The organism is Bradyrhizobium sp. 172, assembly GCF_023101065.1.
GTDB lineage: Bacteria > Pseudomonadota > Alphaproteobacteria > Rhizobiales > Xanthobacteraceae > Bradyrhizobium > Bradyrhizobium canariense_D.
Genome location: NZ_CP064701.1, coordinates 8,095,524 through 8,119,305, shown reverse-complemented (window position 1 = coordinate 8,119,305; position 23,782 = coordinate 8,095,524). Strand labels below are relative to the sequence as shown.

The 23,782-nt window shown below is 64.8% G+C and carries 24 protein-coding genes; 15 read left to right on the top strand and 9 right to left on the bottom strand.

Features of this window, described 5'->3' with window-relative positions:
- Nucleotides 1-21: 21 nt before the first annotated feature.
- From hemW to rph, 3 genes are read right to left on the bottom strand one after another with little or no spacing between them, the layout of a single operon-like run.
- Nucleotides 22-1,176 carry a radical SAM family heme chaperone HemW gene (hemW, locus tag IVB07_RS38375; protein WP_018459610.1) on the bottom strand — a complete coding sequence of 385 codons (1,155 nt, stop codon included), beginning with the start codon at nucleotides 1,174-1,176 and terminating at the stop codon, nucleotides 22-24.
- Nucleotides 1,163-1,798: an RdgB/HAM1 family non-canonical purine NTP pyrophosphatase gene (rdgB, locus tag IVB07_RS38370; RefSeq protein ID WP_018459609.1), complete on the bottom strand. Its 636-nt coding sequence runs from the start codon at nucleotides 1,796-1,798 to the stop codon at nucleotides 1,163-1,165. The genes hemW and rdgB overlap by 14 nt, the downstream gene beginning before the upstream one ends.
- A gap of 11 nt (nucleotides 1,799-1,809) precedes the next feature.
- Complete coding sequence (gene rph, locus IVB07_RS38365; RefSeq protein WP_007598482.1) at nucleotides 1,810-2,523, bottom strand: ribonuclease PH; 714 nt, start codon at nucleotides 2,521-2,523, stop codon at nucleotides 1,810-1,812.
- 181 nt (nucleotides 2,524-2,704) lie between these two features.
- Here rph and hrcA point away from each other — a divergent pair, with 181 nt between their 5' ends.
- Together hrcA and grpE are read left to right on the top strand one after the other, a co-directional pair.
- The gene (gene hrcA / locus IVB07_RS38360; protein ID WP_007598483.1) at nucleotides 2,705-3,793 is read left to right on the top strand and encodes a heat-inducible transcriptional repressor HrcA; all 1,089 of its coding nucleotides are present in this window, start codon (nucleotides 2,705-2,707) and stop codon (nucleotides 3,791-3,793) included.
- Nucleotides 3,794-3,889: 96 nt separating this feature from the next.
- The gene (grpE, locus tag IVB07_RS38355; RefSeq protein WP_018459608.1) at nucleotides 3,890-4,507 is read left to right on the top strand and encodes a nucleotide exchange factor GrpE; all 618 of its coding nucleotides are present in this window, start codon (nucleotides 3,890-3,892) and stop codon (nucleotides 4,505-4,507) included.
- A gap of 142 nt (nucleotides 4,508-4,649) precedes the next feature.
- Here the strand turns inward: grpE and pncA are convergent, their stop codons facing one another.
- Both pncA and IVB07_RS38345 read right to left on the bottom strand, forming a co-directional pair.
- A complete protein-coding gene (gene pncA / locus IVB07_RS38350; protein ID WP_026233851.1) occupies nucleotides 4,650-5,372 on the bottom strand; it encodes a bifunctional nicotinamidase/pyrazinamidase in 723 nt (240 codons plus the stop codon).
- A gap of 146 nt (nucleotides 5,373-5,518) precedes the next feature.
- A complete protein-coding gene (locus IVB07_RS38345; RefSeq protein WP_018459606.1) occupies nucleotides 5,519-6,460 on the bottom strand; it encodes a hypothetical protein in 942 nt (313 codons plus the stop codon).
- A gap of 394 nt (nucleotides 6,461-6,854) precedes the next feature.
- On the opposite strand from IVB07_RS38345, the gene dnaK reads away from it, so the two are divergent.
- The 8 genes from dnaK to IVB07_RS38305 all read left to right on the top strand — a co-directional run bounded on the left by dnaK (nucleotide 6,855) and on the right by IVB07_RS38305 (nucleotide 14,320).
- Nucleotides 6,855-8,756, top strand: coding sequence for a molecular chaperone DnaK (gene dnaK / locus IVB07_RS38340; RefSeq protein WP_007598490.1), 1,902 nt, complete (start codon nucleotides 6,855-6,857; stop codon nucleotides 8,754-8,756).
- A 275-nt stretch (nucleotides 8,757-9,031) separates the two neighbouring features.
- Nucleotides 9,032-10,165, top strand: a complete 1,134-nt coding sequence (dnaJ, locus tag IVB07_RS38335; protein ID WP_018459605.1) for a molecular chaperone DnaJ — start codon at nucleotides 9,032-9,034, stop codon at nucleotides 10,163-10,165.
- 88 nt (nucleotides 10,166-10,253) lie between these two features.
- The gene (locus tag IVB07_RS38330; RefSeq protein ID WP_007598495.1) at nucleotides 10,254-10,853 is read left to right on the top strand and encodes an rRNA adenine N-6-methyltransferase family protein; all 600 of its coding nucleotides are present in this window, start codon (nucleotides 10,254-10,256) and stop codon (nucleotides 10,851-10,853) included.
- A 57-nt stretch (nucleotides 10,854-10,910) separates the two neighbouring features.
- Entirely contained in the window at nucleotides 10,911-11,489 is a 579-nt protein-coding gene (locus IVB07_RS38325; protein ID WP_026233850.1) for an NAD(P)H-dependent oxidoreductase, read from the top strand.
- 6 nt (nucleotides 11,490-11,495) lie between these two features.
- Nucleotides 11,496-12,206, top strand: a complete 711-nt coding sequence (gene pyrF / locus IVB07_RS38320) for an orotidine-5'-phosphate decarboxylase (protein ID WP_018459602.1) — start codon at nucleotides 11,496-11,498, stop codon at nucleotides 12,204-12,206.
- Between the two features lie 23 nt (nucleotides 12,207-12,229).
- Nucleotides 12,230-12,541, top strand: coding sequence for a DUF1330 domain-containing protein (locus IVB07_RS38315; protein ID WP_018459601.1), 312 nt, complete (start codon nucleotides 12,230-12,232; stop codon nucleotides 12,539-12,541).
- A gap of 258 nt (nucleotides 12,542-12,799) precedes the next feature.
- On the top strand, nucleotides 12,800-13,615 hold the full coding sequence (dapB, locus tag IVB07_RS38310) for a 4-hydroxy-tetrahydrodipicolinate reductase (protein ID WP_247364388.1): 816 nt from the start codon (nucleotides 12,800-12,802) through the stop codon (nucleotides 13,613-13,615).
- An 81-nt stretch (nucleotides 13,616-13,696) separates the two neighbouring features.
- Complete coding sequence (locus IVB07_RS38305) at nucleotides 13,697-14,320, top strand: 2,3-bisphosphoglycerate-dependent phosphoglycerate mutase (RefSeq protein WP_018459599.1); 624 nt, start codon at nucleotides 13,697-13,699, stop codon at nucleotides 14,318-14,320.
- 94 nt (nucleotides 14,321-14,414) lie between these two features.
- Here the strand turns inward: IVB07_RS38305 and IVB07_RS38300 are convergent, their stop codons facing one another.
- Nucleotides 14,415-15,311, bottom strand: a complete 897-nt coding sequence (locus IVB07_RS38300) for a bifunctional helix-turn-helix domain-containing protein/methylated-DNA--[protein]-cysteine S-methyltransferase (protein ID WP_018459598.1) — start codon at nucleotides 15,309-15,311, stop codon at nucleotides 14,415-14,417.
- A gap of 56 nt (nucleotides 15,312-15,367) precedes the next feature.
- A complete protein-coding gene (locus IVB07_RS38295) occupies nucleotides 15,368-15,901 on the bottom strand; it encodes a DUF2244 domain-containing protein (protein ID WP_018459597.1) in 534 nt (177 codons plus the stop codon).
- A gap of 22 nt (nucleotides 15,902-15,923) precedes the next feature.
- On the opposite strand from IVB07_RS38295, the gene nth reads away from it, so the two are divergent.
- From nth to IVB07_RS38280, 3 genes are read left to right on the top strand one after another with little or no spacing between them, the layout of a single operon-like run.
- Nucleotides 15,924-16,676, top strand: coding sequence for an endonuclease III (nth, locus tag IVB07_RS38290; protein WP_026233849.1), 753 nt, complete (start codon nucleotides 15,924-15,926; stop codon nucleotides 16,674-16,676).
- A gap of 34 nt (nucleotides 16,677-16,710) precedes the next feature.
- Entirely contained in the window at nucleotides 16,711-17,847 is a 1,137-nt protein-coding gene (locus tag IVB07_RS38285; protein WP_026233848.1) for an HlyD family secretion protein, read from the top strand.
- Entirely contained in the window at nucleotides 17,834-19,462 is a 1,629-nt protein-coding gene (locus IVB07_RS38280; protein WP_018459593.1) for an MFS transporter, read from the top strand. The genes IVB07_RS38285 and IVB07_RS38280 overlap by 14 nt, the downstream gene beginning before the upstream one ends.
- 52 nt (nucleotides 19,463-19,514) lie before the next feature.
- Here the strand turns inward: IVB07_RS38280 and IVB07_RS38275 are convergent, their stop codons facing one another.
- Both IVB07_RS38275 and IVB07_RS38270 read right to left on the bottom strand, forming a co-directional pair.
- Nucleotides 19,515-20,306: a phytanoyl-CoA dioxygenase family protein gene (locus tag IVB07_RS38275; protein ID WP_018459592.1), complete on the bottom strand. Its 792-nt coding sequence runs from the start codon at nucleotides 20,304-20,306 to the stop codon at nucleotides 19,515-19,517.
- Nucleotides 20,307-20,525: 219 nt separating this feature from the next.
- Nucleotides 20,526-21,266, bottom strand: a complete 741-nt coding sequence (locus IVB07_RS38270; protein ID WP_018459591.1) for a sulfate transporter family protein — start codon at nucleotides 21,264-21,266, stop codon at nucleotides 20,526-20,528.
- A 192-nt stretch (nucleotides 21,267-21,458) separates the two neighbouring features.
- Between IVB07_RS38270 and IVB07_RS38265 the strand changes: the two genes are divergently transcribed.
- Nucleotides 21,459-22,652 carry a CoA transferase gene (locus tag IVB07_RS38265; RefSeq protein WP_018459590.1) on the top strand — a complete coding sequence of 398 codons (1,194 nt, stop codon included), beginning with the start codon at nucleotides 21,459-21,461 and terminating at the stop codon, nucleotides 22,650-22,652.
- Nucleotides 22,649-23,596 (top strand): hydroxymethylglutaryl-CoA lyase, encoded by a 948-nt coding sequence (locus tag IVB07_RS38260; protein WP_018459589.1) that lies wholly within the window; start codon nucleotides 22,649-22,651, stop codon nucleotides 23,594-23,596. The genes IVB07_RS38265 and IVB07_RS38260 overlap by 4 nt, the downstream gene beginning before the upstream one ends.
- Nucleotides 23,597-23,782: the final 186 nt, after the last annotated feature.

The window sequence follows — 23,782 nt, the reverse complement described above, 5'->3', positions numbered from 1 at the left end:
CAGGACGACGATGGAGAGACTTTACGCCGCGAGATCCGCGACCACCGCGTCCAGCACCGGAAAACCGCTGCTCGTCACGCGCAGCCGTCCCGTTGCATCCACCGTGATTGCACCTTCTTCGCTCAGCAGCGTGATGCGCTTGGGATCGAGTGAGCGGCCGGAGAGCGCTTTGTAACGCTCGGGGTCGATGCCCTCGGCGAGGCGCAATCCCATAAGCAGGAATTCGTCGGCGCGCTCTTCGCTGTTGAGGAGATCGTCGGTGACGACGCCGTGGCCGTTGGTCTCGACCCGCATCAGCCAGGCTTCGGGGCGCTTCTCGGTGGCGGTCGCGTGCCTGATACCGTCGATGTCGAGGCGGCCATGGGCGCCGGGGCCGATGCCGGCATATTCTTCGCCGCGCCAGTAGACCAGATTGTGCCGGCACTCGGCGCCGCGCCGCGCGTGATTTGAAATCTCGTAGGCGGGCAGGCCGAGCCTGTCGCAGGTCTCCTGCGTGACGTCGTAGAGCGCGCGTGCGACCGCTTCATCCGGCGTCTTCAGCTTGCCGGCTTGATGTAGGCCGAAGAACGGCGTGCCTTCTTCGATCGTCAATTGATAGAGCGACAGATGCTCGGCCGCCTCGCCGATCGCGAGACGCAATTCATCGGCCCACATCGCCGGCGTCTGGTCGGGACGGGCGTAGATCAGGTCGAACGAATAGCGATCGAACGAGCGGCGCGCGATAGCGACGGCATCGAGGGCCTCGCGCGCGCTGTGCATGCGGCCGAGCGCTTTCAGCGAGGCATCGTCGAGCGCCTGCACGCCGAGCGAGACGCGGTTGACGCCGGCGGCGCGATAGCCGGCGAAGCGCGTAGCCTCGACGCTGGTCGGGTTTGCCTCCAGCGTGACTTCGACGTCTTTCGCCACGGTCCAGTGCTTGCCGATGGCGTCGAGCACAGCGCCGACGGTTGCAGGCTGCATGAGCGAGGGCGTACCGCCGCCGAGAAAGATCGAGGTGACTTCGCGTCCGGGCGCGCGCTCGGCGGTCGCAGCGATTTCGCGCGCGAATGCTGACGCAAACCGCGGCTCGTCGATCGGGGCGTGGCGAACGTGGCTGTTGAAGTCGCAATAGGGGCACTTCGACAGGCAGAACGGCCAGTGCACGTAGACGCCGAAGGCTTCCTTAGCGCGGCTCAAGGCAGATCTCCGCCAGTTTCACGAAGGCGCGGGCACGATGCGACAGGCCGAGACCGAGCGGCGGCAGGCCGTGCTTCTCGATGCTCTCCATCTCGCCGAAGGTGCGGCTATGGCCGTCGGGCAAAAACATCGGGTCGTAGCCGAAGCCGGCGGTGCCGCGCGGCGGCCACACCAGCGTGCCGTCGACGCGCCCCTCGACCTCTTCGAGATGATCGTCGGGCCATGCAACGCAGAGCGCGGAAACGAAGTGCGCCTTGCGTTTGGCCGGCGTGGTCGCGCCGCGCTCCTGCAACAGACGCTCGATCTGCGCCATCGCTGCGGCAAAATCCTTGTTCGGGCCGGCCCAGCGCGCCGAGTAGATGCCGGGCGCGCCGTCGAGCGCGTCGACCACGATGCCGGAATCATCGGCGAAAGACGGCAGCTTCGTTGCCTGCGCCGCCGCGATCGCCTTGATCGCGGCATTGCTGCGGAAATCGTTTCCGGTTTCTTCCGGCTCGGGAAGGCCGAGCTCGCCGGCCGACACTGCTTCGATGCCGTAAGGCGCGAGTAGCTCCTTCATCTCGGCGAGCTTGCCGGGATTATGGGTCGCGATAACCAGCTTTCCGGTGATTCGGCGGTGCATCGGGCTATTGACTACGCTACCGCCAGTTTCTGCAAGTCCACGAGACGCGCGACGCCCTTGCGCGCCAGCGCCATCAACGCCAGGAACTCGGCTTCCGTGAATGGCTCGCGTTCCGCGGTGCCCTGGACCTCGATGATGCGGCCATCGCCGGTCATGACGAAATTGGCGTCGGTGTCGGCTTCGGAGTCCTCGGCATAGTCGAGGTCGAGCACGGGCGTGCCCTTGTAGATGCCGCAGGAGATCGCGGCGACGTTGTCGCGCAACACATTGGCCTTGACCATGTTGCGCGCCTTCATCCAGCTGACGCAATCGGCGAGCGCGACCCAGGCACCGGTGATCGAGGCGGTGCGGGTGCCGCCGTCGGCCTGGAGCACGTCGCAATCGACCGTGATCTGGCGCTCACCGAGCGCTTCGAGATTGATGATGGTGCGAAGCGAGCGGCCGATCAGGCGCTGGATTTCGACGGTGCGGCCGCTCTGCTTTCCGGCGGAGGCCTCGCGGCGGGTGCGTTCCGAGGTCGCGCGCGGCAGCATGCCGTATTCGGCGGTGACCCAGCCGCGGCCCTGGCCCTTCAGCCATGGCGGCAGGCGGTCTTCCAGCGTGGCGGTGACCAGCACGTGGGTGTCGCCGAATTTCACCAGGCACGAGCCTTCCGCATATTTGACCACGCCGCGCTCCAGCGTCACGGGGCGCAATTCGTCGGGCGCACGGCGGCTTGGCCGCATGGGAAATCCTCCAAAACTCTCAAAAAAGTGCTGTTGGCGGTGCTTGTAGGGGGGGTGAGGGTGGGCGGCAAGGGGGAAGATCGAGGCCTTCTTCACCCCCGATTTCCAATCCGCCAACGCCACGCTTGTCAGAAGCATCCGGGATAGACAAATTACCTGTGTCTTAGAGGAGTTACCGTCTGTGGCCCATCACGATCCGATCCATCTGATCGCGCCGCGCGCGGGCCTCGCCCAGCTCAACGAGCGTTCCCGCGACATCTTTCGTCAAATCGTCGAAAGCTATCTCGCGACCGGGGAGCCGGTGGGCTCGCGCAATATTTCGCGCCTGATTGCCATGCCGCTTTCGCCGGCCTCGGTCCGCAACGTCATGGCCGATCTGGAACAGCTTGGCCTAATCTACGCCCCGCACACCTCCGCCGGCCGATTGCCGACGGAACTTGGCCTGCGGTTCTTCGTCGATGCCCTGATGCAGGTCGGCGACCTCAATGACAGTGAACGGCAGGCGATCCAGAGCCAGTTGACCTCCGTCGGCCACGCGCAATCGGTGGAGGCTGCGCTCGAGGAGGCATTGACGCGGCTCTCCGGCCTGACCCGCGCCGCCGCCGTCGTGCTGACGCCGAAATCCAATGCGCGGCTGAAACATATCGAATTCGTCCGCTTGGAACCGGAAAAGGCATTGGTGATCCTGGTCGGCGAGGACGGGCAGGTCGAAAATCGCGTGTTGACGCTGCCGCCGGGAGTTCCATCCTCGGCGTTGACCGAAGCCGGCAACTTCCTCAATGCCCGCATTCGGGGCCGGACCCTGGCCGAGGCGCGGCTGGAGCTCGAGACCGCGCTCGGAGAGGCGCGCACCGAGCTCGATCAGCTGACGCACAAGGTGATCTCGGCCGGCATCGCCAGCTGGTCCGGCGGCGAGAACGAGGATCGTCAGCTCATCGTCCGCGGCCACGCCAATCTGCTCGAGGATTTGCATGCGCTGGAGGATCTCGAGCGCGTTCGCCTGCTGTTCGACGATCTCGAGACCAAGCGCGGCGTGATCGACCTGCTCGGCCGGGCCGAAACCGCGGAAGGCGTGCGGATCTTCATCGGCAGTGAGAACAAGCTGTTCTCGCTGTCGGGTTCGTCCACCATCATCTCGCCCTATCGGGACGCCGCCGGCCATATCGTCGGCGTTTTGGGCGTGATCGGGCCGACGCGGCTGAATTATGCCCGCGTGATCCCCACCGTGGACTACGCTGCCCGCATCGTCAGCCGGCTCTTGGGGGGCTGACCGGCGGCCGGGCCGATCACGGGCGCTTGATTTTCGCCGCCCGAAGCACGATATCCGGGCCAGAAACCCCCTGAGACGAATGCGAAAAGAGAGCCGATGACCGATCGAGACCGGCAACCCGAAGACACGAGTGCTGCGGCCGGCGAGCCCGTGGTGTCAAAACCCTACATCATGCCCGACGATCCCGAGCCCGGCTCCGTCGAGCTTCTGCAGAAGGAAGTCGCCGAGGCGCGCGACCGCATGCTGCGGACGCTGGCCGAAATGGAGAATTTGCGCAAGCGGACCACCAAGGAGGTCGCGGATGCCCGCCTCTACGGCATCACCGGCTTTGCCCGCGACGTGCTCGACATCGCCGACAACCTGCAGCGCGCGCTCGATGCCGTTCCGGCCGAAGCCCGTGCGGCGGCCGATGCAGGCCTCGCCTCGCTGATCGAGGGCGTCGAGCTGACTGAGCGCTCGCTGCTCAGCGCGCTGGAAAAACACGGCGTGAAGAAGTTCGACCCCTCGGGCCAGAAGTTCGACCCGAACTTCCAGCAGGCGATGTTCGAGGTGCCCGATGCGTCGGTGCCCGCAGGCACGGTCGTGCAGGTCATGCAGGCCGGCTACACCATCGGCGAGCGCGTGCTGCGTCCCGCCTTGGTCGGTGTCGCCAAGGGCGGCGCCAAGGTTGCGCCCGCTGCCAACAGCAACGAGCCGAACGGCGCGGCCAACTAAGTCGATCCTGATGGCGAGGAGGCGCGTCAGCGCCGTCTCGAACCATGCAGGCCGCGCTGCTGCAGCGCGGCCTTCATCCTTCGAGACGCGCGCGAAGAAGCGCGCTCCTCAGGCTGAGGGTCTTGCAGTTTTTTGACCGGGCCTACGCGCTCGCCGCGATATCCGCGGACTGAATCCGCTTCACGCCGGCCTTTGCCATGTCGGCCCAGGCTTTTGCCAGCGAACCCTGATTGTCGATGCCGCGGCAGGCGTCTTCCACCACATAGACCTCGAAGCCCGCCTTGCGCGCGTCGAGCGCGGTCCAGGCGACGCAGAAATCCGTCGCCAGCCCCGCGACGAAGACGCGCTTGATCTTGCGCGCCTTCAGATAGCCGGCGAGACCGGTCGAGGTCTTGCCGTCGGCTTCGAGGAAGGCCGAATAGCTGTCGACGTCCTTGTGAAAACCCTTGCGGATGATGAGCTCGGCGTGCGGGATCGCAAGGTCTTTCGACAGCGCGGCGCCGTCGGTGCCCTGCACGCAATGGTCGGGCCACAGCACCTGCTTGCCGTAGGGAAGATCGACGGTCTCGAACGGCTTCTTGCCGGCGTGGACTGACGCGAAGGAAATATGGCCTTGCGTGTGCCAGTCCTGCGTCATCACCACGTTCGAAAATGCTTTCGAGATCTTGTTGATGACGGGCACCACCTGCTCGCCTTCCTTCACGGCGAGGCTGCCGCCGGGCAGGAAGCAATTCTGCACGTCGATCACGAGCAGCGCGGATGCATCGTCCGGCTTGATCGATGCCGCTGCCAGAATTGCGGTTGGCGCGAGCGCCACGAGCGCGCTCGTCCCGAGCGCCGCCAAGACTTGTCGCCGATCCAGCATCATTCGCCTCCCTCCAGGATGAACTCAACGGAGGGGGAGCCTAGTTCCGTTCGTATACGAACAGAAGCCCGAAAATGCAGCCGGCTTTGGTGAGTGGTTGGGCTTGAGCCGCGGGTTCGGTGCACCTCTCCCGCTTGCGGATGCTGCTAGCCCTTCGGCTGGATGCCGTCGCGGACCGCGCGGAAGCGGGTGAAGGCGGCCGGCCATTGCTCGCGCGGGGCGCTGGCGATGATGCGCAGCGAGGCGCCGCCGCTGCTGAAGCGGATCCACTGCACCACGGTCACCGGCGTCTTGTCCTTGCCGCTGACGCCGTCGATCCGGGTCTCGAAACCCTGCTGGCCGCTGATGCGGATCGGCTCGGACATGGTGACGCGCGACTCGCGCACGCCGGGAATCTGGAGCGCCGCCTCTTGGGCGAAGCGGGCGCGGTCGTCGGCGGCTTGCGGTGTGGCGCCAATCACGCCGAGGATGATAAACGGCTTCGATTCATAGCCGGAGCTCTCGTCGCCGTCGGCCAGGATGATACTCGAGCCCGGCGCCAGCGTGCGGACGTCCTTGAAGTCGGCGAGATCGGTGATCTTGAACGGCATCAGTGCGATCTGCTCTTCGGCCGAGACCTGCTTCCGGGTGACGACGCTCGCGAACATCTGCCGCACCGCCTCGTCGGTGTAGATCTTGATCGCATTCTCCGGAATCTGCACCGCGACGTAGCCGGAGAAGCCGGCGCCCGGCACGATCATCGAATAGCGCCGCACTGGCGTCTCGCCCGCCTTGCCGCTCTCCGTGGTGAAATAGGCCACGCCCGCGGGCGTCTCGATCTTGTCCTGCTTGACGCCGTTGGTGCCGGCCGGGTTGGAGTTGAAGGCGCTCACGACCTCGCCATAGGCGGCCGGCGGCAGCTCCGTGATCAGCACCTTGACGTTGCCGTCCTCGCTCTCGAAGCCGGGAAAGGTCTTGGCCGTGCTGAGGCCGACCAATGGCACCATGCCGAGGCGCAAGCCGGGTGGGAAAACGGCGTCGGCGGCCAGAGCCGGAAGCGTAGAGGCGACGAGGAGGGCGAGCGCGGCGAGGGGGCGGATCAGCTTCATGGGCACTCTGATTGGTTCACATTGAGGCCGTTCGATGGTGGCCAGCCGGCCGCTTTGTCGCGCGAGGCAGCCCGAGGACGAGCCCGGCCGGCTGCCCGCCTTTTAACGGTTTTGGTCTGGCCGCAACAGGGCGGGGCGGGATGCGGTAGCGGATGCCGGCCAATCGCGGACCTGTTAATAATTCCTCACCCGCAAGGGCGGTGCAGCCCGGATATGTTCTTCCAAAACCCAATGTTTTCACGGCCGAAACTTGCGTTCGGTCCTTGCAGGCACCTCCCCCCCTCCTATATGACCCCCAACCATCGCAATATCGCGAATGTTTGATCTTAGGGGGTTTCGGTTCGGGTGCCTTCTGGGCCCAGCCAGCCTGCCGCAAAAACAAGGATACAGGACCATGGGAAAGGTCATCGGGATCGACCTCGGCACCACGAATTCGTGCGTCGCCGTAATGGATGGCAAGAACGCCAAAGTCATCGAGAATTCCGAAGGCATGCGCACGACGCCTTCGATCGTCGCCGTGACGGACGACGGTGAGCGCCTCGTCGGCCAGCCGGCCAAGCGCCAGGCCGTCACCAATCCCGAGCGCACGTTCTTCGCAGTGAAGCGCCTGATCGGCCGCCGCTACGACGACCCGATGGTCGAGAAGGACAAGAAGCTCGTTCCGTACAAGATCGTGAAGGCTTCCAACGGCGACGCCTGGGTCGAGGCCGACGGCCAGACCTACTCGCCCTCGCAGGTCTCGGCGTTCATCCTGCAGAAGATGAAGGAGACCGCGGAAGCCCATCTCGGCCAGAAGGTCGACCAGGCCGTCATCACCGTGCCCGCCTACTTCAACGACGCCCAGCGCCAGGCGACCAAGGACGCCGGCAAGATCGCGGGCCTTGAAGTGCTGCGCATCATCAACGAGCCGACCGCGGCCGCGCTCGCCTACGGCCTCGACAAGACCAAGGCCGGCACGATCGCCGTGTACGATCTCGGCGGCGGCACGTTCGATATCTCGATTCTCGAAATCGGCGACGGCGTGTTCGAGGTGAAGTCGACCAACGGCGACACCTTCCTCGGCGGCGAAGACTTCGACATGCGCCTGGTCGGCTATCTCGCCGACGAATTCCAGAAGGAGCAGGGCATCAACCTGCGCAACGACAAGCTCGCGTTGCAGCGCCTAAAGGAAGCCGCCGAAAAGGCCAAGATCGAGCTGTCGTCGACGACGCAGACCGAGATCAACCTGCCCTTCATCACCGCGGACCAGACCGGCCCGAAGCATCTGACGATGAAGCTCACCCGCGCCAAGTTCGAGGCGCTGGTCGATGACCTCGTTCAGAAGACCGTCGAGCCCTGCCGCAAGGCGCTGAAGGATGCCGGCCTCACCGCCGCCGAGATCGGCGAAGTGGTGCTGGTCGGCGGCATGTCGCGCATGCCGAAGGTCCAGGAAGTCGTGAAGCAGCTGTTCGGCAAGGAGCCGCACAAGGGCGTCAACCCAGACGAAGTCGTGGCGATCGGCGCCGCGATCCAGGCCGGCGTGCTTCAGGGCGACGTCAAGGACGTGCTGCTGCTCGACGTGACCCCGCTGTCGCTGGGCATCGAGACTCTGGGCGGCGTGTTCACCCGCATCATCGACCGCAACACCACGATCCCGACCAAGAAGAGCCAGGTGTTCTCGACCGCCGAGGACAGCCAGAACGCGGTCACCATCCGCGTCTTCCAGGGCGAGCGTGAAATGGCGGCCGACAACAAGATGCTCGGCCAGTTCGACCTGATGGGCATTCCGCCGGCCCCGCGCGGCATGCCGCAGATCGAGGTGACCTTCGACATCGACGCCAACGGTATCGTCAACGTCTCGGCCAAGGACAAGGCCACGTCCAAGGAGCAGCAGATCCGCATCCAGGCCTCCGGCGGTCTGTCGGAAGCCGACATCGAGAAGATGGTCAAGGACGCCGAGGCCAATGCCGAGGCGGACAAGAAGCGCCGCGAGGCCGTGACTGCCAAAAACGACGCGGATGGACTGGTGCATTCGACTGAGAAGGCACTGGCCGAGCACGGTTCGAAGGTCGCCGAGACCGAGCGCCGCGCCATCGAGGATGCCGTCAGCGACCTCAAGGAAGCGCTGAAGGGCGACGATGCCGAAGCGATCAAGGCCAAGACCCAAACGCTGGCCCAGGCTTCGATGAAGCTCGGCGAGGCCATGTACAAGCAGCAGGCCGAGGCCGACGCCAAGAAGGATGCGGCCAAGGACGACGTCGTCGACGCGGAATTCACCGAAGTCGACGACGACAAGACCAACAAGAAGTCCGCCTGAACCCCGCGAGGGTGATGATGCGGACGGCTTGGACCCTCCACACGCCAACGGCCTCCTCCCTCGCGGGGGAGGCCATCGTGTCGGGCTCGACAAGCCAAGGCACTGATAAAATCGGCACTGATAAAATCGGGGCCGTTACGATCGATCAATTCCCAGCCGTTATTCTGAACACTGCCGTGCAATCCTCTGCCGCGAGGCGGAAGGGTGCTTATATCGCTGCATGGCGACGTTGCTTCGCTCCGACTTGAATCGCGATCGGATAGACCGAGCTCATCATGTCCACGTCCACCAAGCGCTGCTACTACGAAACCCTCGAAGTCGAACGCGATGCCGACGATTCCGCGCTGAAATCGTCGTTCCGCAAGCTGGCGATGAAGTTTCACCCCGACCGTAATCCCGGGGACAACACCAGCGAAGTCAAGTTCAAGGAAATCAACGAGGCCTACGAGGTCCTGAAAGACAAGGACAAGCGCGCCGCCTATGACCGTTACGGCCATGCCGCCTTCGAGCAGGGCGGCGGTGGCGGCGCCGGTTTCGGCGCGGGCTTCGCCTCCTCCTTTTCCGACATTTTCGAAGATTTGTTCGGCATGGCCGGACAGCGCGGGGGCCGTGGCGGCCGCGAGCGCGGCGCCGACCTGCGCTACAACATGGAAATCACGCTCGAGGAAGCTTTTGGCGGCAAGACCGCGCAGATCGAGATCCCGGTCTCGGTCACTTGCGAAGCCTGCTCGGGCATCGGAGCCAAGGCCGGTACCAAGCCGAAGACCTGCTCGACCTGCGGCGGCGCCGGACGCGTACGGCAGTCGCAGGGCTTCTTCACGCTGGAGCGAACCTGTCCGGGCTGCCAGGGCCGCGGCCAGATGATCGAGGACGCCTGCCCGTCCTGCTCGGGTCAGGGGCGCGTCACCCGCGAGCGGACGCTGTCGGTCAACATTCCCCCTGGAGTCGAGGACGGCACCAGGATCAGGCTTGCCGGCGAGGGCGAGGCCGGGGTCCGCGGCGGCCCGCCCGGCGACCTCTACATCTTCCTGTCGCTGGCCCAGCACCAGTTCTTCCAGCGCGACGGCGCCGATCTGCATTGCCGCGTGCCGATCTCGATGGTGACGGCGGCGCTTGGCGGCGAGTTCGAGGTGCCGACCATCGAGAAGGGCAAGACCAAGGTGAAGGTCCCTGCGGGGACCCAGTCCAGCCGTCGATTCCGCATCGCATCAAAAGGCATGCCGGTGCTGCGCTCGCGCCAGATGGGCGACATGTACGTTCAGGTCGTGGTCGAGACCCCGCAAAATCTCACCAAAAAGCAGCAGGAATTGCTGGCCGAGTTCGACAAACTCTCCTCCGGCAACACCCAGCCGGAATCCGAGGGTTTCTTCACCAAGGTCAAGGATTTCTTCGGTAATCGGGCGAGTTGACGCGTCTTGACCGTGCCGCTTTCGGCCTATACGTCTTTATGACCATTTTCTGACACGCCGCGGTCCCGCGGTCCCGGCCGGTCCCGACATGCCATTGCCATCGTCCGCGCGTGCGTTGAAGAAGCCCCGTCTCGATGACGAGGTGCGTTTTCTCCGGTCATGGATCGAAAAGCCCCTGCACATGGGTGCGGTGATGCCGTCGGGCAAGCTGCTGGCCCGGACCATGGCCCATTACGTCGACGTCAATTCGGACGCACCGGTGGTCGAGCTTGGGCCCGGCACCGGCGCCATCACCTCGGCCCTGGTCGAGCGCGGCGTCGATCAGAAACGTCTCGTCCTCGTCGAATACAATCCGGGCTTCTGCGCCCTGCTGCGCGACCGCTATCCGCAGGCCAAGGTGGTGCAGGGCGATGCCTATCGTCTGCGCGACACCCTGTGGAACGTGCTGAGCGCGCCGGCCTCCGCGGTCGTCTCCGGCCTGCCGCTGGTCACAAAACCGATGCTGACGCGGCTGCGGCTCATCCGCGACGCCTTCACGGCCCTGGCGCCCGGTGCGCCCTTCGTCCAGTTCACCTATGCGGTGGTGCCGCCGATTCCGAAATCGCTGCCCGGCGTGTCCACAGAGGCCTCCGAACGGATCTGGATGAACCTTCCGCCGGCCCGCGTCTGGGTGTATCGCAAGGACTAATTCCGCCGGCATTCCTGTTTGCGTGGCGGTCTCGTTTCGCCGAACGCATGGAAGCGGATGTCCGCACCGAAAATTCTGATCATTCCCGGCTCCCTGCGCACCGGCTCGCAAAATGCGAAGCTGGCAGCGGTCGCTGCCTATGCATTCGATCAGGCCGGTGTCGACGTCACCCGGATCTCGCTCGCCGATTTTCCGCTGCCGATTTATGACGGCGACCTGCAGGCCAAATCCGGTGTGCCGAAGCACGCGATCAATCTCAAGCGCATGATCGGCGCGCATCATGGCGTGTTGATCGTCTCGCCCGAATACAACGCCTCGGTGCCGCCGCTGCTGAAGAACGCGATCGACTGGGTCAGCCGCGTGCATGAGCTGCACGAGCCGCGCGGCGAGGTGTTCCGCAACCGCGTCTTCGCGCTCGCCGGCGCCTCGCAGAGCCGGCTTGGCGCGGCTCGCGCGCTGCAGGCGTTGCGGCTGATCCTGACCTCCTGCCACGCCAATGTGATTGCCAGCCAGCTGACGCTCGCCTTTGCCGACCAGGCCTATGACGATATGGACAGGCTGAAGCACGAGGGCGATATCGCCGCGTTGAAGGAACTGGTGCGGCAGTTGATCGACGTTTCCCAACGCATGATGTGAGGTGACATGACGCCAGCCGAGATTGCCCCGAAAGACCGCCTGATCGTCGCGCTCGATCTGCCCAGCGTTGATGCCGCGGAAGCTATGGTCAACCGGCTCGGCGACAGCGTCACCTTCTACAAGATCGGCTATCGGCTCGCTTATGCCGGCGGCTTGCCGCTGGTCGGCAAGCTCGCCGACCAGGGCAAGAAGGTCTTTCTCGATCTCAAGCTGCACGACATCGGCAACACCGTGGCGCAGGGCGTCGACAGCATCACAAGGCTCGGCGCGACCTTCCTCACCGTGCACGCTTATCCGCAGACCATGAAGGGTGCCGTCGAAGGTCGCGGCAGCTCGAACCTGAAGATCCTCGCCGTCACTGTTCTGACGTCCTACAACGAGGACGATCTGCACGCGGCAGGCTTCCGGCTCGGCGTCTCCGAGCTCGTCGAAGCGCGCGCGCAGCAGGCGCAGGTGCTCGGCATCGACGGGCTGGTATCGTCGCCCGAGGAAGTCGGAGCCTTGCGCAAGATCGTCGGCCACCAGATGAGCCTCGTCACCCCCGGCATCCGGCCGGCGGGCGCCGCGAGCGGCGACCAGAAACGCATCATGACGCCGGGCCGCGCGATTGCGGCCGGCGCGGATTATCTCGTGGTCGGGCGGCCGGTGGTGGAAGCCACGGACTCCAGGGCGATCGCCGAGGCCATCCAGGCCGAGATCGCGCAAGCGCTCGGCTAACTACCAACACAGGGAGAAGAACAATGGCAAAAGGCTACTGGATCGGACGCGTCGACGTGAGCAGTGACGAGGGCTACAAGCCCTATGCCGTCGCCAATGGTCCGATCTTCAAGAAATGGGGTGGCCGCTTCGTCGTCCGCGCCGGCAAGTTCACCACCGTCGAAGGCGCCAGCCGCACCCGCAATGTCGTGATCGAATTCCCGGACTACGAGACCGCGATCGCCTGCTACAACTCGCCGGAATACCAGGCCAACATCAAGGTGCGCCAGCCGCACTCCGTCGCCGACCTCATCGTCATCGAGGGCTATGACGGCCCGCAACCGTCAGACGGCTGAGGCGCGAACTCCTCTTATTACTCTTGCCGAAATGCTCGGCCTGCATGGTTCGCCCGGCGATGCAGAGCATCGTCCGGAACGCCCGCCTTGCGGGCTCCTCACCATGAGGGTCTGATATCTTGCCGCAAGACGCGACCTCATCCTGAGGGCCGCCACAGGCGGGCGTCTCGAAGGATGGCCGCAGGCGACCTGCCCCTAATCCCCCTCGGTTGCCGGAACTGCATCCCCCCGCTACAACGGCCGTGAGAGGATCGCACCATGTCCGATATGCGCTTGATCGTTGCTGGAGCCGGCGGCCGGATGGGCCGGGCGCTGACGCGGGCGATTGCCGAGACCAAAGGCGCGGTGCTGGCCGGCGCGCTGGAGGCGCCGGGCTCGGAGCTGCTCGGCAAGGATGCCGGCGTGCTGGCAGGTCTGCCGGCCAATGGCATCAAACTCTCCGGCGATCTCTGGGCGATGTCGAAGGACGCCGACGGCATTCTGGATTTCACCGTGCCCGCGGCGACCCTCGCCAATGTCGCGATCGCCGCCGAGCGCGGCCTCGTGCACGTGGTCGGAACGACCGGCCTGTCGGGCTCCGACAACGCCGTGATCAAGAGCGTCACCAACCGCGCCGTCGTGGTGCAGTCCGGCAATATGAGCCTGGGTGTCAATCTGCTTGCCGCTCTGGTCAAGCGAGTCGCCAAGGCGCTCGACGAGAGCTTCGACATCGAGATCGTCGAGACCCATCACCGCATGAAGATCGACGCGCCCTCGGGCACGGCACTGATGCTGGGCCAGGCCGCAGCTAGCGGCCGCGGCATCGCGCTCGACGAGCATGCAGACCGCGGCCGCGACGGCATCACCGGCGCACGCAAGCCCGGCGACATCGGCTTTGCGTCGTTGCGCGGCGGCACCGCGGCCGGCGATCACAGCGTGAGCTTCCTCGGCGCGTTCGAGCGCCTGACGCTGTCGCATCACGCGGAGGATCGCATGCTGTTCGCCCACGGCGCGCTGAAAGCCGCGCTCTGGGCGCATGGCAAGAAGCCGGGGCACTACTCCATGGCCGACGTACTCGGCCTGTCCGACATCTGAACGAAGCATGATCCGGAAAAGTGTGAAGCGGTTTTCCGACAAGATCATGCTTAAACAACGAACGAAACGGAAAAGCAGTCGATGAGCGAACGTCTTCTCGTGCTGGTGCGGCACGGCCAGAGCGAATGGAATCTGAAGAACCTCTTCACGGGCTGGAAGGATCCTGATCTCACCGAGCTCGGCGTCAAGGAAGCCTCGGAAGCCGGCCGCAAGCTGAAGGCGCAGGGTCTCGTGTTCGACGTTGCATACACCTCGGTCTTGACGCGCGCACAGCACACGCTCGATCTCATTCTCGGCGAGCTCGACCAGAAGGGCCTGTCGACGACGAAGAACCTCGCGCTGAACGAGCGCGACTATGGCGATCTCTCCGGTCTCAACAAGGATGACGCCCGCAAGAAATGGGGCGAGGACCAGGTGCTGATCTGGCGCCGCTCCTACGACGTGCCGCCGCCCGGTGGCGAAAGCCTGAAGGACACGCTGGCGCGCGCGCTGCCGTATTACGTGCAGGAGATCCTGCCCGGCGTGCTCAACGGCAAGCGCACATTGGTCGCGGCTCACGGCAATTCGCTGCGCGCGCTGATCATGGTGCTGGAAAAGCTCTCGCCCGAAGGCATTTTGAAGCGCGAGCTCGCCACCGGCGTGCCGATCATCTACCGGCTCAATGCGGATTCGACGGTGGCATCGAAGCTGGATCTGGCGGGATAAAGACGTTCGCGCGCGACTGAGTCCCGCCAAGCACTCGGTGTCGTCCTGGCTTTCGCCAGGACGACTAAGTGGGGCAGTTTACGCGTGGCAACTCTTACTGCAGCCCCAGCTGCCCGGCCTCCCAGCCCAGCATCGCCTGCTTGCGAGTGATGCCCCAGTGGTAGCCGGTGAGCGTGCCGCTCTTGCCGAGCGCGCGGTGGCAGGGCACGACGAAGGACACCGGGTTCTTGCCGACGGCGGCGCCGACGGCGCGTGACGCTTTCGGGCTGTTGATGTTGCAGGCGATGTCCGAATAGGACACCGCGCGGCCCATCGGGATCTTCAGCAAGGTCTCCCACACCCGCACCTCGAAATCGGTACCGATCATCACCACGCGCAGCGGCTGGTCCGGCCGCCAGAGTTTTGTGTCGAAGATGCGCTGCGCCAATGGTGCGGTACCTTCGTGATCCTCGACGTAAGTTGCGTTCCGCCATCGCCGCGTCATATCGGCAAGCGCCACCTGTTCCTCACCGGGATCGGCGAAAGCGAGTCCCGACAATCCGCGATCGGTCGCGATCACGATCGCGGTGCCGAACGGTGAGTGATGGAAGCCGTAGCGCAAGGTGAGGCCGGCGCCGCCGTTCTTCCATTCGCCCGGCGACATCGCCTCATGGGTGACGAAGAGATCGTGCAGCCGGCCCGGACCCGACAAACCGGAGTCAAGCGCGGCGTCGAGGATACTCGCCGAATCCCTGAGCAAGCCCTTGGCGTGATCGAGCGTGAGCGCCTGCATAAAAGCCTTCGGCGTGATCGAGGCCCAGCGGCGGAACAGATGGTGCAGCTCGTCCGGGGTGACGCCGGCCGCATCCGCCATCGCCTCGATGGTCGGCTGCGTGCGCCATTTTTCGGAGATGAAGGCGATCGCCCGGCGCACGGAATCATAGTCGCGCATCGCGGCGTTCTGGGAGCCCGGCCCGGCCAGGCGCTGGTCATGTATCGCGAGTGTCATCATGCCTGGAAATGTAGGAGGGGGCGGGGTACGAAACCACCCGATTTCCGATCCGCAAATCAGGTCACCGGATTGTAGGTCGGACCGCGCCTGGCGGCATTTAAGGCCTCAACCAAACCCTTGTAGAAACTTGCCTTTTCGTCCGGCCCCAGGAAGCGGGCGATCTGGATCTGGTGACCTCGCGAGATCAGATAGAGGTGCTCGATGCCAAAATCCTCGTCGATTTCCATGTCGAGTCGAACCCAGAGCGGATTGAAGGTCCATTCGACGACCTGGCCATGCTGGCTGACGCGCCGCACGCGCAATTCAGATGGCGTGACCACGATCTCCTCGCTGGCCCGCGCCGCACGGAAATTGGCCTTGAAAGCCCACCAGATCACCAGCACGTCGAGGCCGAAAAAGCCGAACACCGGCCAGGCGCCCATCATCAGGAAGACGAGGCCGGTGACGAAGCTGACGGCGCTCAGGAACAGCATCACGGCGAGGAAGCCGGTGCGGTTCAGCGAGCGGTGCGGCGTCAGGCGCGCGGAAAAGATCTGAGGCTCAGCCTCGCTTGCAGATCGTTCGCGCTCAATTTCATTGCCTGTGCTCATCGTCCCTCAGTATATCCCGATCATGGCGAAAATCACCCGCACGCCGGCCCCCCGCAAAACGTCCGTGCCGAAGAAAAAGGCGAAGGTGGCCGCCGCGAAGCCCAAGGCCCCCGGCAAGAAATCTCTCAAAGCCATGAAACCCTGGACGCCGCCCGAAGTCCGCGAGGCCTTCAGCCGTTTCCGCAAGGCTAACCCGGAGCCAAAGGGGGAGCTCGAGCACGTCAATCCGTTCACGCTGCTGGTTGCCGTGGTGCTGTCGGCACAGGCGACTGACGCCGGCGTCAACAAGGCGACGCGCGCGCTGTTTGCGGTCGCCGACACGCCCCAGAAGATGCTTGACCTCGGCGAGGAACGCCTGCGCGAGTACATCAAGACCATCGGGCTCTATCGCACCAAGGCCAGAAACGTCATCGCGCTGTCGGCGAAGCTGCTCAGCGAGTTCGGCGGCGAGGTGCCGCGCACGCGCGTCGGGATCGAGTCGTTGCCCGGCGCCGGGCGCAAGACCGCCAATGTCGTGCTCAACATGGCCTTCGGCGAGCACACCATGGCGGTCGATACGCATGTCTTCCGCGTCGGCAACCGGACCGGACTTGCGCCCGGCAAGACGCCGCTGGAGGTCGAGCTCGGTCTCGAAAAGGTGATCCCGGCCGAGTTCATGCTGCATGCCCATCATTGGCTGATCCTGCATGGCCGCTATACTTGCCTCGCGCGCAAGCCGCGCTGCGAGGTTTGCCTGATCAACGATCTCTGCCGGTGGCCGGAAAAGACGGTCTGAAAATAGCGTTCGGGAAAGTGGTTTGGAGTCTAGCGTGAGTCAGCAGGAACAAATCTCGCCATCGCCACCTCCTGCTACACCGCCGCCGCCACCGAAGCCAACGCAGCCACCGGCGAGTTCGCTCTGGAGCCGGCTCGCGATTCCGCTGTTCGCGGTGATCGTCGCGCTCGGCTTCGTCGCGCTTGCAACGCAGCGCTTCGACGAATGGGTCGGCAATTCGGTGGTCCAGACCACCAACGACGCCTATGTGCGCGCCGAGCTGACGCGGCTCGCCAGTCGCGTCTCCGGCGAAGTGCTGACCGTCGGGGTCACCGACTTCCAGCGCGTCAAGGCCGGCGATCTCCTGATCCAGATCGATCCTGCCGACTATGAGACGCAAGTCGCGCAGGCCGAAGCGGCGGTCGCCGCTGCGCAGGCCGTGCTCGACAATCTGGCGAACCAGATCGAGCTGCAATATGCGACGATCGCGCAGGCGCAAGCCGCGCGGCTCTCGGCCGAAGCCGTGGAGGTCGAGGCGCGGCAGGAGCAGGAGCGTCAGCAGTCGCTGTCGCAGACCGAATCCGGTACGCGGCAGCGCTTCGAACAGGCGGTCGCAGGCTATGCCAAGGCGCAGGCCGACGTGCGCGCGAGCCGCGCCGTGATCGCGGCCCAGCAGCATCAGCTCGAAGTCCTGCAAGGCACCAGGAAGCAGCGCGCGGCCGATCTCGAAGCGACCAAGGCGACGCTGGCGAGCGCGAAGCTAAAGCTCGGCTACACCAAGATATCCGCGCCGTTCGATGGCGTCGTCGGCGAGCGACAGGTCCAGCCCGGCGACTACGTCAACATCGGCACCAACCTCATCAACGTCGTGCCGTTGCCGAAGGTCTATGTGATCGCGAATTACAAGGAGACCCAGCTTACCCACGTCGCACCGGGTCAGCCGGTCGAGATCACCGTCGACAGTTTCCCGCGCGAGAAGCTGCGCGGCCGGGTCGAGCGCATTGCGCCCGCGACCGGCGCGCAGGTCGCGCTGCTGCCACCGGACAACGCAACCGGCAACTTCACCAAAGTCGTGCAGCGCATTCCCGTGCGCATCCAGTTCGACGACAACCAGCCGCTGCTGGCGCGGCTGGTGCCGGGCATGTCGGTCGTCACCAGCATCGACACCAAGGCCGGCAATGGCGGAAAATGACGATTCCAGTCGCGGACCGCTCTCGCGCGGCGGCGTCGCCCCGCAGCCGCTGTTTGCGGTGGCGGCGGTGCTGCTCGGCTCGTTCCTCGCCAATTTTGACAGCCGGCTGACCACGATTGGCCTGCCGGACCTGCGCGGCGCGTTCTCGCTCTCGTTCGACGAAGGCGCATGGCTCTCCACGGCGGGCATCGGCTCGCAGATCTTCATCGCGCCCGCGGTGGCCTGGCTTGCCACCGTATTCGGCCTGCGTCGCGTGCTGGGTATCCCCAGCCTCGTCTATGCCGCGGTCTCGCTGATCATCCCGTTCGTGCACGACTATCCGACATTGCTCGCGCTCAGCGTCGTGCATGGCCTCCTGCTCGGCACCTTCGTGCCGGCGACGCTGATGATCGTGTTCCGCAATTTACCGATCCGCTGGTGGCTTCCGGCGATCTCGATCTATTCGATCCGCGTCGGCTTCGCGCTCGATACATCGAGCTCGCTGGTCGGCTTCTATGTCGACCATCTCGGCTGGCAATGGCTGTACTGGCAGAGCGTCCTGATCGCGCCGCTGATGGGCCTGATGGTCTATTGGGGCACGCCGAACGAGCCGGTGAATCGCGCTTTGCTGCGCGACGCCGATTGGGGCGGCATGCTGCTGCTCGGCGCCGGCGTCTCGATGATCTATGCCGGGCTCGACCAGGGCAACCGTCTGGACTGGCTGGGGTCGGGGACTGTGATGGCGTTGATCATTGCCGGCGCGGTGCTGGTCGCGGGCTTCCTCGTCAACGAGTCCCTGGTGCGGCAGCCCTGGGCGCATGTGAACGTCTTGTTCTCGCGCAATATCGGCCTGGGGCTGGTCCTGATCCTGCTCTACACGCTGACCAGCCTCTCCAACGCGTCGCTGGTGCCGAATTTCCTCGCCACCATCGCCCTGCTCAGGCCGGAGCAGAGTGGCTTGCTGCTGCTCACCTATGGCGCCTTGCCAATGTTCGTGCTGGTGCCGCTCTCGATCTGGCTGCTGCGGCATTTCGATACGCGCACGGTGGTGGTCGTGGGATTTGCCTGTTTCGCCGCCGCCAATCTCTGGGGCACGCAGCTCAGCCATGATTGGGCGCGCGAGGATTTCGCGGGCATCGTGCTGCTCCAGGCGATCGGGCAGTCGCTGACCTTGCTGCCGCTGATCATCACGCTGCTGTCCAACTCCGATCCGAGCCGTGCGACCTCGTTTGCCGCCTATATCCAGATCATGCGGCTCGGTGGCGCCGAGATCGGCGTCGCGTTGATGGGGACGTGGCTGCGCGTCCGCGAGCAGATCCATTCCTTCTATCTCGGCCAGAATCTCGGTGTCGGCGACGTCGACGTGGTCCGCATGCTGAAACAGCTCGCCGACCATTTTGCGGCCCATGGTGCCGGCTCGGCACAGGCACGCGCGGTCGGTACGCTCGCCGGCCTCGTCCAGCGCGAGGCCAATGTGCTCGCCTATATCGACGGCTTCTGGCTGTGCTTCTGGGTCGCGATGGCGGCGCTCGGCGTCGTCGCCCTAGTCACCCGTGCCCCGCCCGGCCCGTTCACGCCGGCGCCGTTCGGCTTCGCCAGGATGCTGTTGCGCAGATGCGGAGTGCCCCTGACGTAGGTTCAGGATCCAGACGACCCACGCGCCGAGCGACGGTCCGGGTTGGCTCTGACTATAACGTCAGACCACAAGCCCGACGGATGGCGATCTGAACCGGCGAGGGTGGCAACGCCGGGTCGAACTCGCCTGTTGGCAGCAGCGGCGGCTGTGCCATGAAACGCGGGCGCTTCCCCCGGTGAGGTTGCGCGGCGTGAACCAGGAATGGATGGCAGAGATAAACGGTCCCTGCCGCACCGATTGCCAGTTCAACGTCGCAATCTTCCGTAGAAGCGTAACCGTTGGCAGAGATCTGCTCCAGCGTTGCGCCTGCATCGCCATAGGGCAGCAGCTCCCGGGCGATGGTGGCGTGCGAACCTTTCCGTATCTTCGTTGGCGCATCCTCAGGGCCTACGCCCGAGAACAGGAAGAGCATTAGCAATGCGCGTCCGCTGCTCTTCACATTGACGCGCCACTGCATGAAATCCGGATTATCGAAGCCGAAACTCATGTCCACATGCCAGCCATCATCACCAGGGGATTCCGGTGAGGGAAAGCGGACCGGAAAAGTTCCGAGCGCATTGGGCGCGATCCAGCGGCGGTCACCCGCGAGTTGGTCATAGGCTTCGTGCAGGATCGGCGTGTTGGCGGCTTCAATGAATGGTGGCGAGGTCTTGGATCCCACCCGAATGACCGGCTGGGTCCAGCTTTCGGGCTCGTGTGGCGATAGACCAATATCCGCCCACAATTCGTCCCTGCATTGTTCCGCAAGGTGCGTGCTGAAGGCGTTCTCGATCTTGATGAAACCGTCGTCGATGAAGTTTAGGACCCGATGAGAGGTCACGCCGATGCGCTCGGTTTTGGGCATTGCACATTTCTCCGTTCGGCCACCGCGTCAGCGCAGCCGTCTTGATCTGATTGGCGCGATACGCCGGAACGACTTGGTCGCTCAGATCAGCGGGAAGAATGTGGACATGAAAATCATGCTGCGTACCTTACGGCGGCGGAGAGCAAAATCAAGACAAGCGGGACGCAGAGCGCCTCTACGAGGGGGCGTCGTACGAGCGCGCCGCCAAGTCCGCTTGACCTACCGCATCTGCCGCGCCGGCTCGATCAGCTCGGGCCGCGGACCTGACAGCCGCTTGTGCATGTGAACCATGAAGGCCATGGCGAAGATCGGCGTCGCCAGATTGACGATCGGGATCGAGACGAAGGCTGCGATGAACAGGCCCGCGGTGAAGATGGTGGCGGCGTTGTCGCGCCGCATCGCCTTGGCTTCCTCCGGCGAGCGAAACCGCATCGCCGCGAGCTCGAAATATTCGCGGCCGAGCAGCCAGGCCGTGGCGAGGAAGAAGACCAGGAAACCGGCGCCGGCGAAAAGCACCAGCGGTAATGCGACCAGATAGACCAGGATCGTCAGCAGCGCGGTCTTGACGCCCTCGTAGATCGCCTGGCTGAACGGCAGCGCGATCCCCGGCCGCTCCGCCGGATAGTGCTCGCGCTCGACGATGTCGGCGACGTCGTCGACGAACACGCTCGCAACCAGGGAGGTGATCGCGGGCATCAGGAACACAGCCCCGAACACGACGCCGAGGCCCGCGGCGATCGAAATGATCCAGGACAACACCTCGAGCGATGAGTGCCAACCCGGACCGAGCAGGCCTTCCAGCCACGCCTCGCCATAGGTCGCAAACCAGCTCAGCAGCCGCTGCAAGCCGATCGCCAGCACGATGATCAGCACCAGTGCGACGCCGATCGACCGCCACAGGATCGAGCGCATCGGCGGCGAGATCATTTGTGACAGCGCCTTGACGGCGGCATCCAGCATGGGAGTTCCTCTCACGAAATCACCCGCGAGAGGTAGACACCCCGGGCCACTTCGGCAAGGGAGATCGGCGGCACCGCTTATGGCCGGATTGACCGCTGGCATCAACGAAGCCACGATGAATTCGGCAAGACCGTTGCTCCACCAACCCGCTTGACAACAAGCGGAACCAGCGCGGCAAAGGAACAGGCGCATATGGCGATGGAAGAATCGGCGGACGGATTGCCGCTTGCAGGCGTGCGCGTGGTCGAGATGACCCACATGGTCATGGGCCCGACCTGCGGCATGATCCTGGCGCAGCTCGGAGCCGACGTGATCAAGGTCGAGCCGCCTGCGGGCGACAAGACCCGGAGCTTGGGGGGCATGGGGACCGCCTTTTTCCCATTGTTCAACCGCGGCAAGCGCAGCGTGGTGCTGGATTTCGAGAAGACTGAGGATCGCGACACCATGCACCGGCTGCTGGCGACCGCCGACGTGTTCCTTGAGAATTTTCGCGACGGCCAGCTCGGTAAGCAGGGGCTTGGCGCGGACGAATTGCGCCGCCGGCATCCGGGTCTGATCATTGCCGGCCACAAGGGATTCCTCTCCGGTCCCTACGAGCACCGCCCCGCGCTCGACGAGGTGGTGCAGATGATGGCGGGCCTTGCCGCCATGACCGGCACCAGCGAAAAGCCCCAGCGCGTCGGCTCGTCCGCCAACGACATCATGGGCGGCATGTTCGGTGTGATCGCGATCCTCGCGGCGCTCTATCAGAAGCGCGGAGGAAAACGCGACGGCGCCGACATCCGCATCGGCCTGTTCGAGAACTGCCTGTTTCTGGTTGCCCAGCACATGGTCGAATACGAGATGACCGGGAACAAGCCGCGCTCGATGCCGGAGCGCGAGCATGCCTGGCCAATCTATGACATCTTCGAGACCGCCGGCGGCGAGCGCATCTTCATCGGCGTCGTCACCGAAGGCCATTGGCAGAGCTTTTGCCGCGAGTTCGGCCTGACTGAATTCCTCGATGATCCCGCCTTGCGCACCACGACCGATCGCATCCTGGCGCGTGGCCGGATCATTCCGCGCGCGGCCGGGATCATCAGGCAGTGGGACGTGGCAAGACTGTCCGAGAGGCTCGATGCGCTCAACATCTGCTTTTCGCCGATCAACCGGCCCGAGGATCTCTTCACCGATCCGCATGTGCTGCGGCCGGGCGGGCTCGTCAACAATGTCACCGCCGACGGCAAGCCGTTCCGGGTGCCGGCGCTGCCGATCGAATGGAACGGCAGCCATATCGGCGAAGGCCTGAGGGTCGCGCCGCTCGGCGCCGACACTGCGGCCGTTCGCGCCGAGATCGACAATGAAAATGAAGATGTCACGTCAAAAACAACAGGGAGGCGCGGATGAGCCGGATTCAGGAGATTTACCCCGCAGAACGCGTCAGCCTGCGCGAAGTCGGCCTGCGCGACGGGCTCCAGCTCGTGAAGAAAATTCCGTCCACCGACGCCAAGCAACGCTGGGTGCGCGAGGAATATGCCGCTGGCGTGCGGCATTTCGAGGTCGGCTCGTTCCTGCCGGCGAAGACTTTTCCGCAATTCGTCGATGTTCGTGATGTCGTCGCGACCGTCGCTTCATTGTCCGGCGCGCATGGCATCGCGCTTGCGCTCAACGAACGCGGCGTGAACGAGGCGCTGGAATCCGGCGTCGGCGAAATCGCCTCCGTGGTCTCTGCGACGGAAGAGCACAGCCAGGCCAATGCGCACCGCTCGCGCGAGTCCGCCATCGCCAATCTGAAACGCCTGTGCGAGATGCGCGATGCCACCAGCCACAAGCCGCTCGTCAACGCGGCGATCTCGATGGCGCTGGGCTGCTCGATCACCGGGGCGGTCGACCCTGCAGAAGTGCTGCGGCTGGTCGACAAATGCCTCGAAGCCGGTGTCGATTTCGTCGGCATCGCCGACACCGTGGGCTATGCCGGGCCGAAGCAGGTGGCGGAGCTGACGCGCGCCGCGGTGAAGCTCGCAGGGTCGAAGCCGATCTGCATCCATCTACACGATACCCGCGGCATGGGCATCGCGAACGCGGCCGCGGCGCTCGACGAAGGCGCGCGGATCCTCGACGGCTCGCTCGGCGGCCTCGGTGGCTGCCCCTTCGCCCCCGGTGCGACCGGCAATGTCGTGTTCGAGGATCTCGTGTTCCTGTGCGAGAGCAAGGGCTTTGCGACCGGCATCGATTTGGAGAAGCTGATCACGGTGCGCAGGATCCTGCGCGAGGAGATGCCGAACGAGCAGCTCTACGGCGGCCTCGCTCGGGCGGGATTGCCGGGTGGGAGCGCGGCGAAGGCGGCTTAAATCCGCAAGCGGAACGCCCTTCCCTTCTCCCCCTTGCGGGAGAAGGTGGCGCGAAGCGCCGGATGAGGGGTCTCTCTCCGCAAGCTCGAAGGAAAGTAGTCGCGGAGACATACCCCTCACCCGTCTCGCCGCTTCGCGGCGAGCCACCCTTTCTCACAAGGGGAGAGGGGAACGCACCGCCTGCGC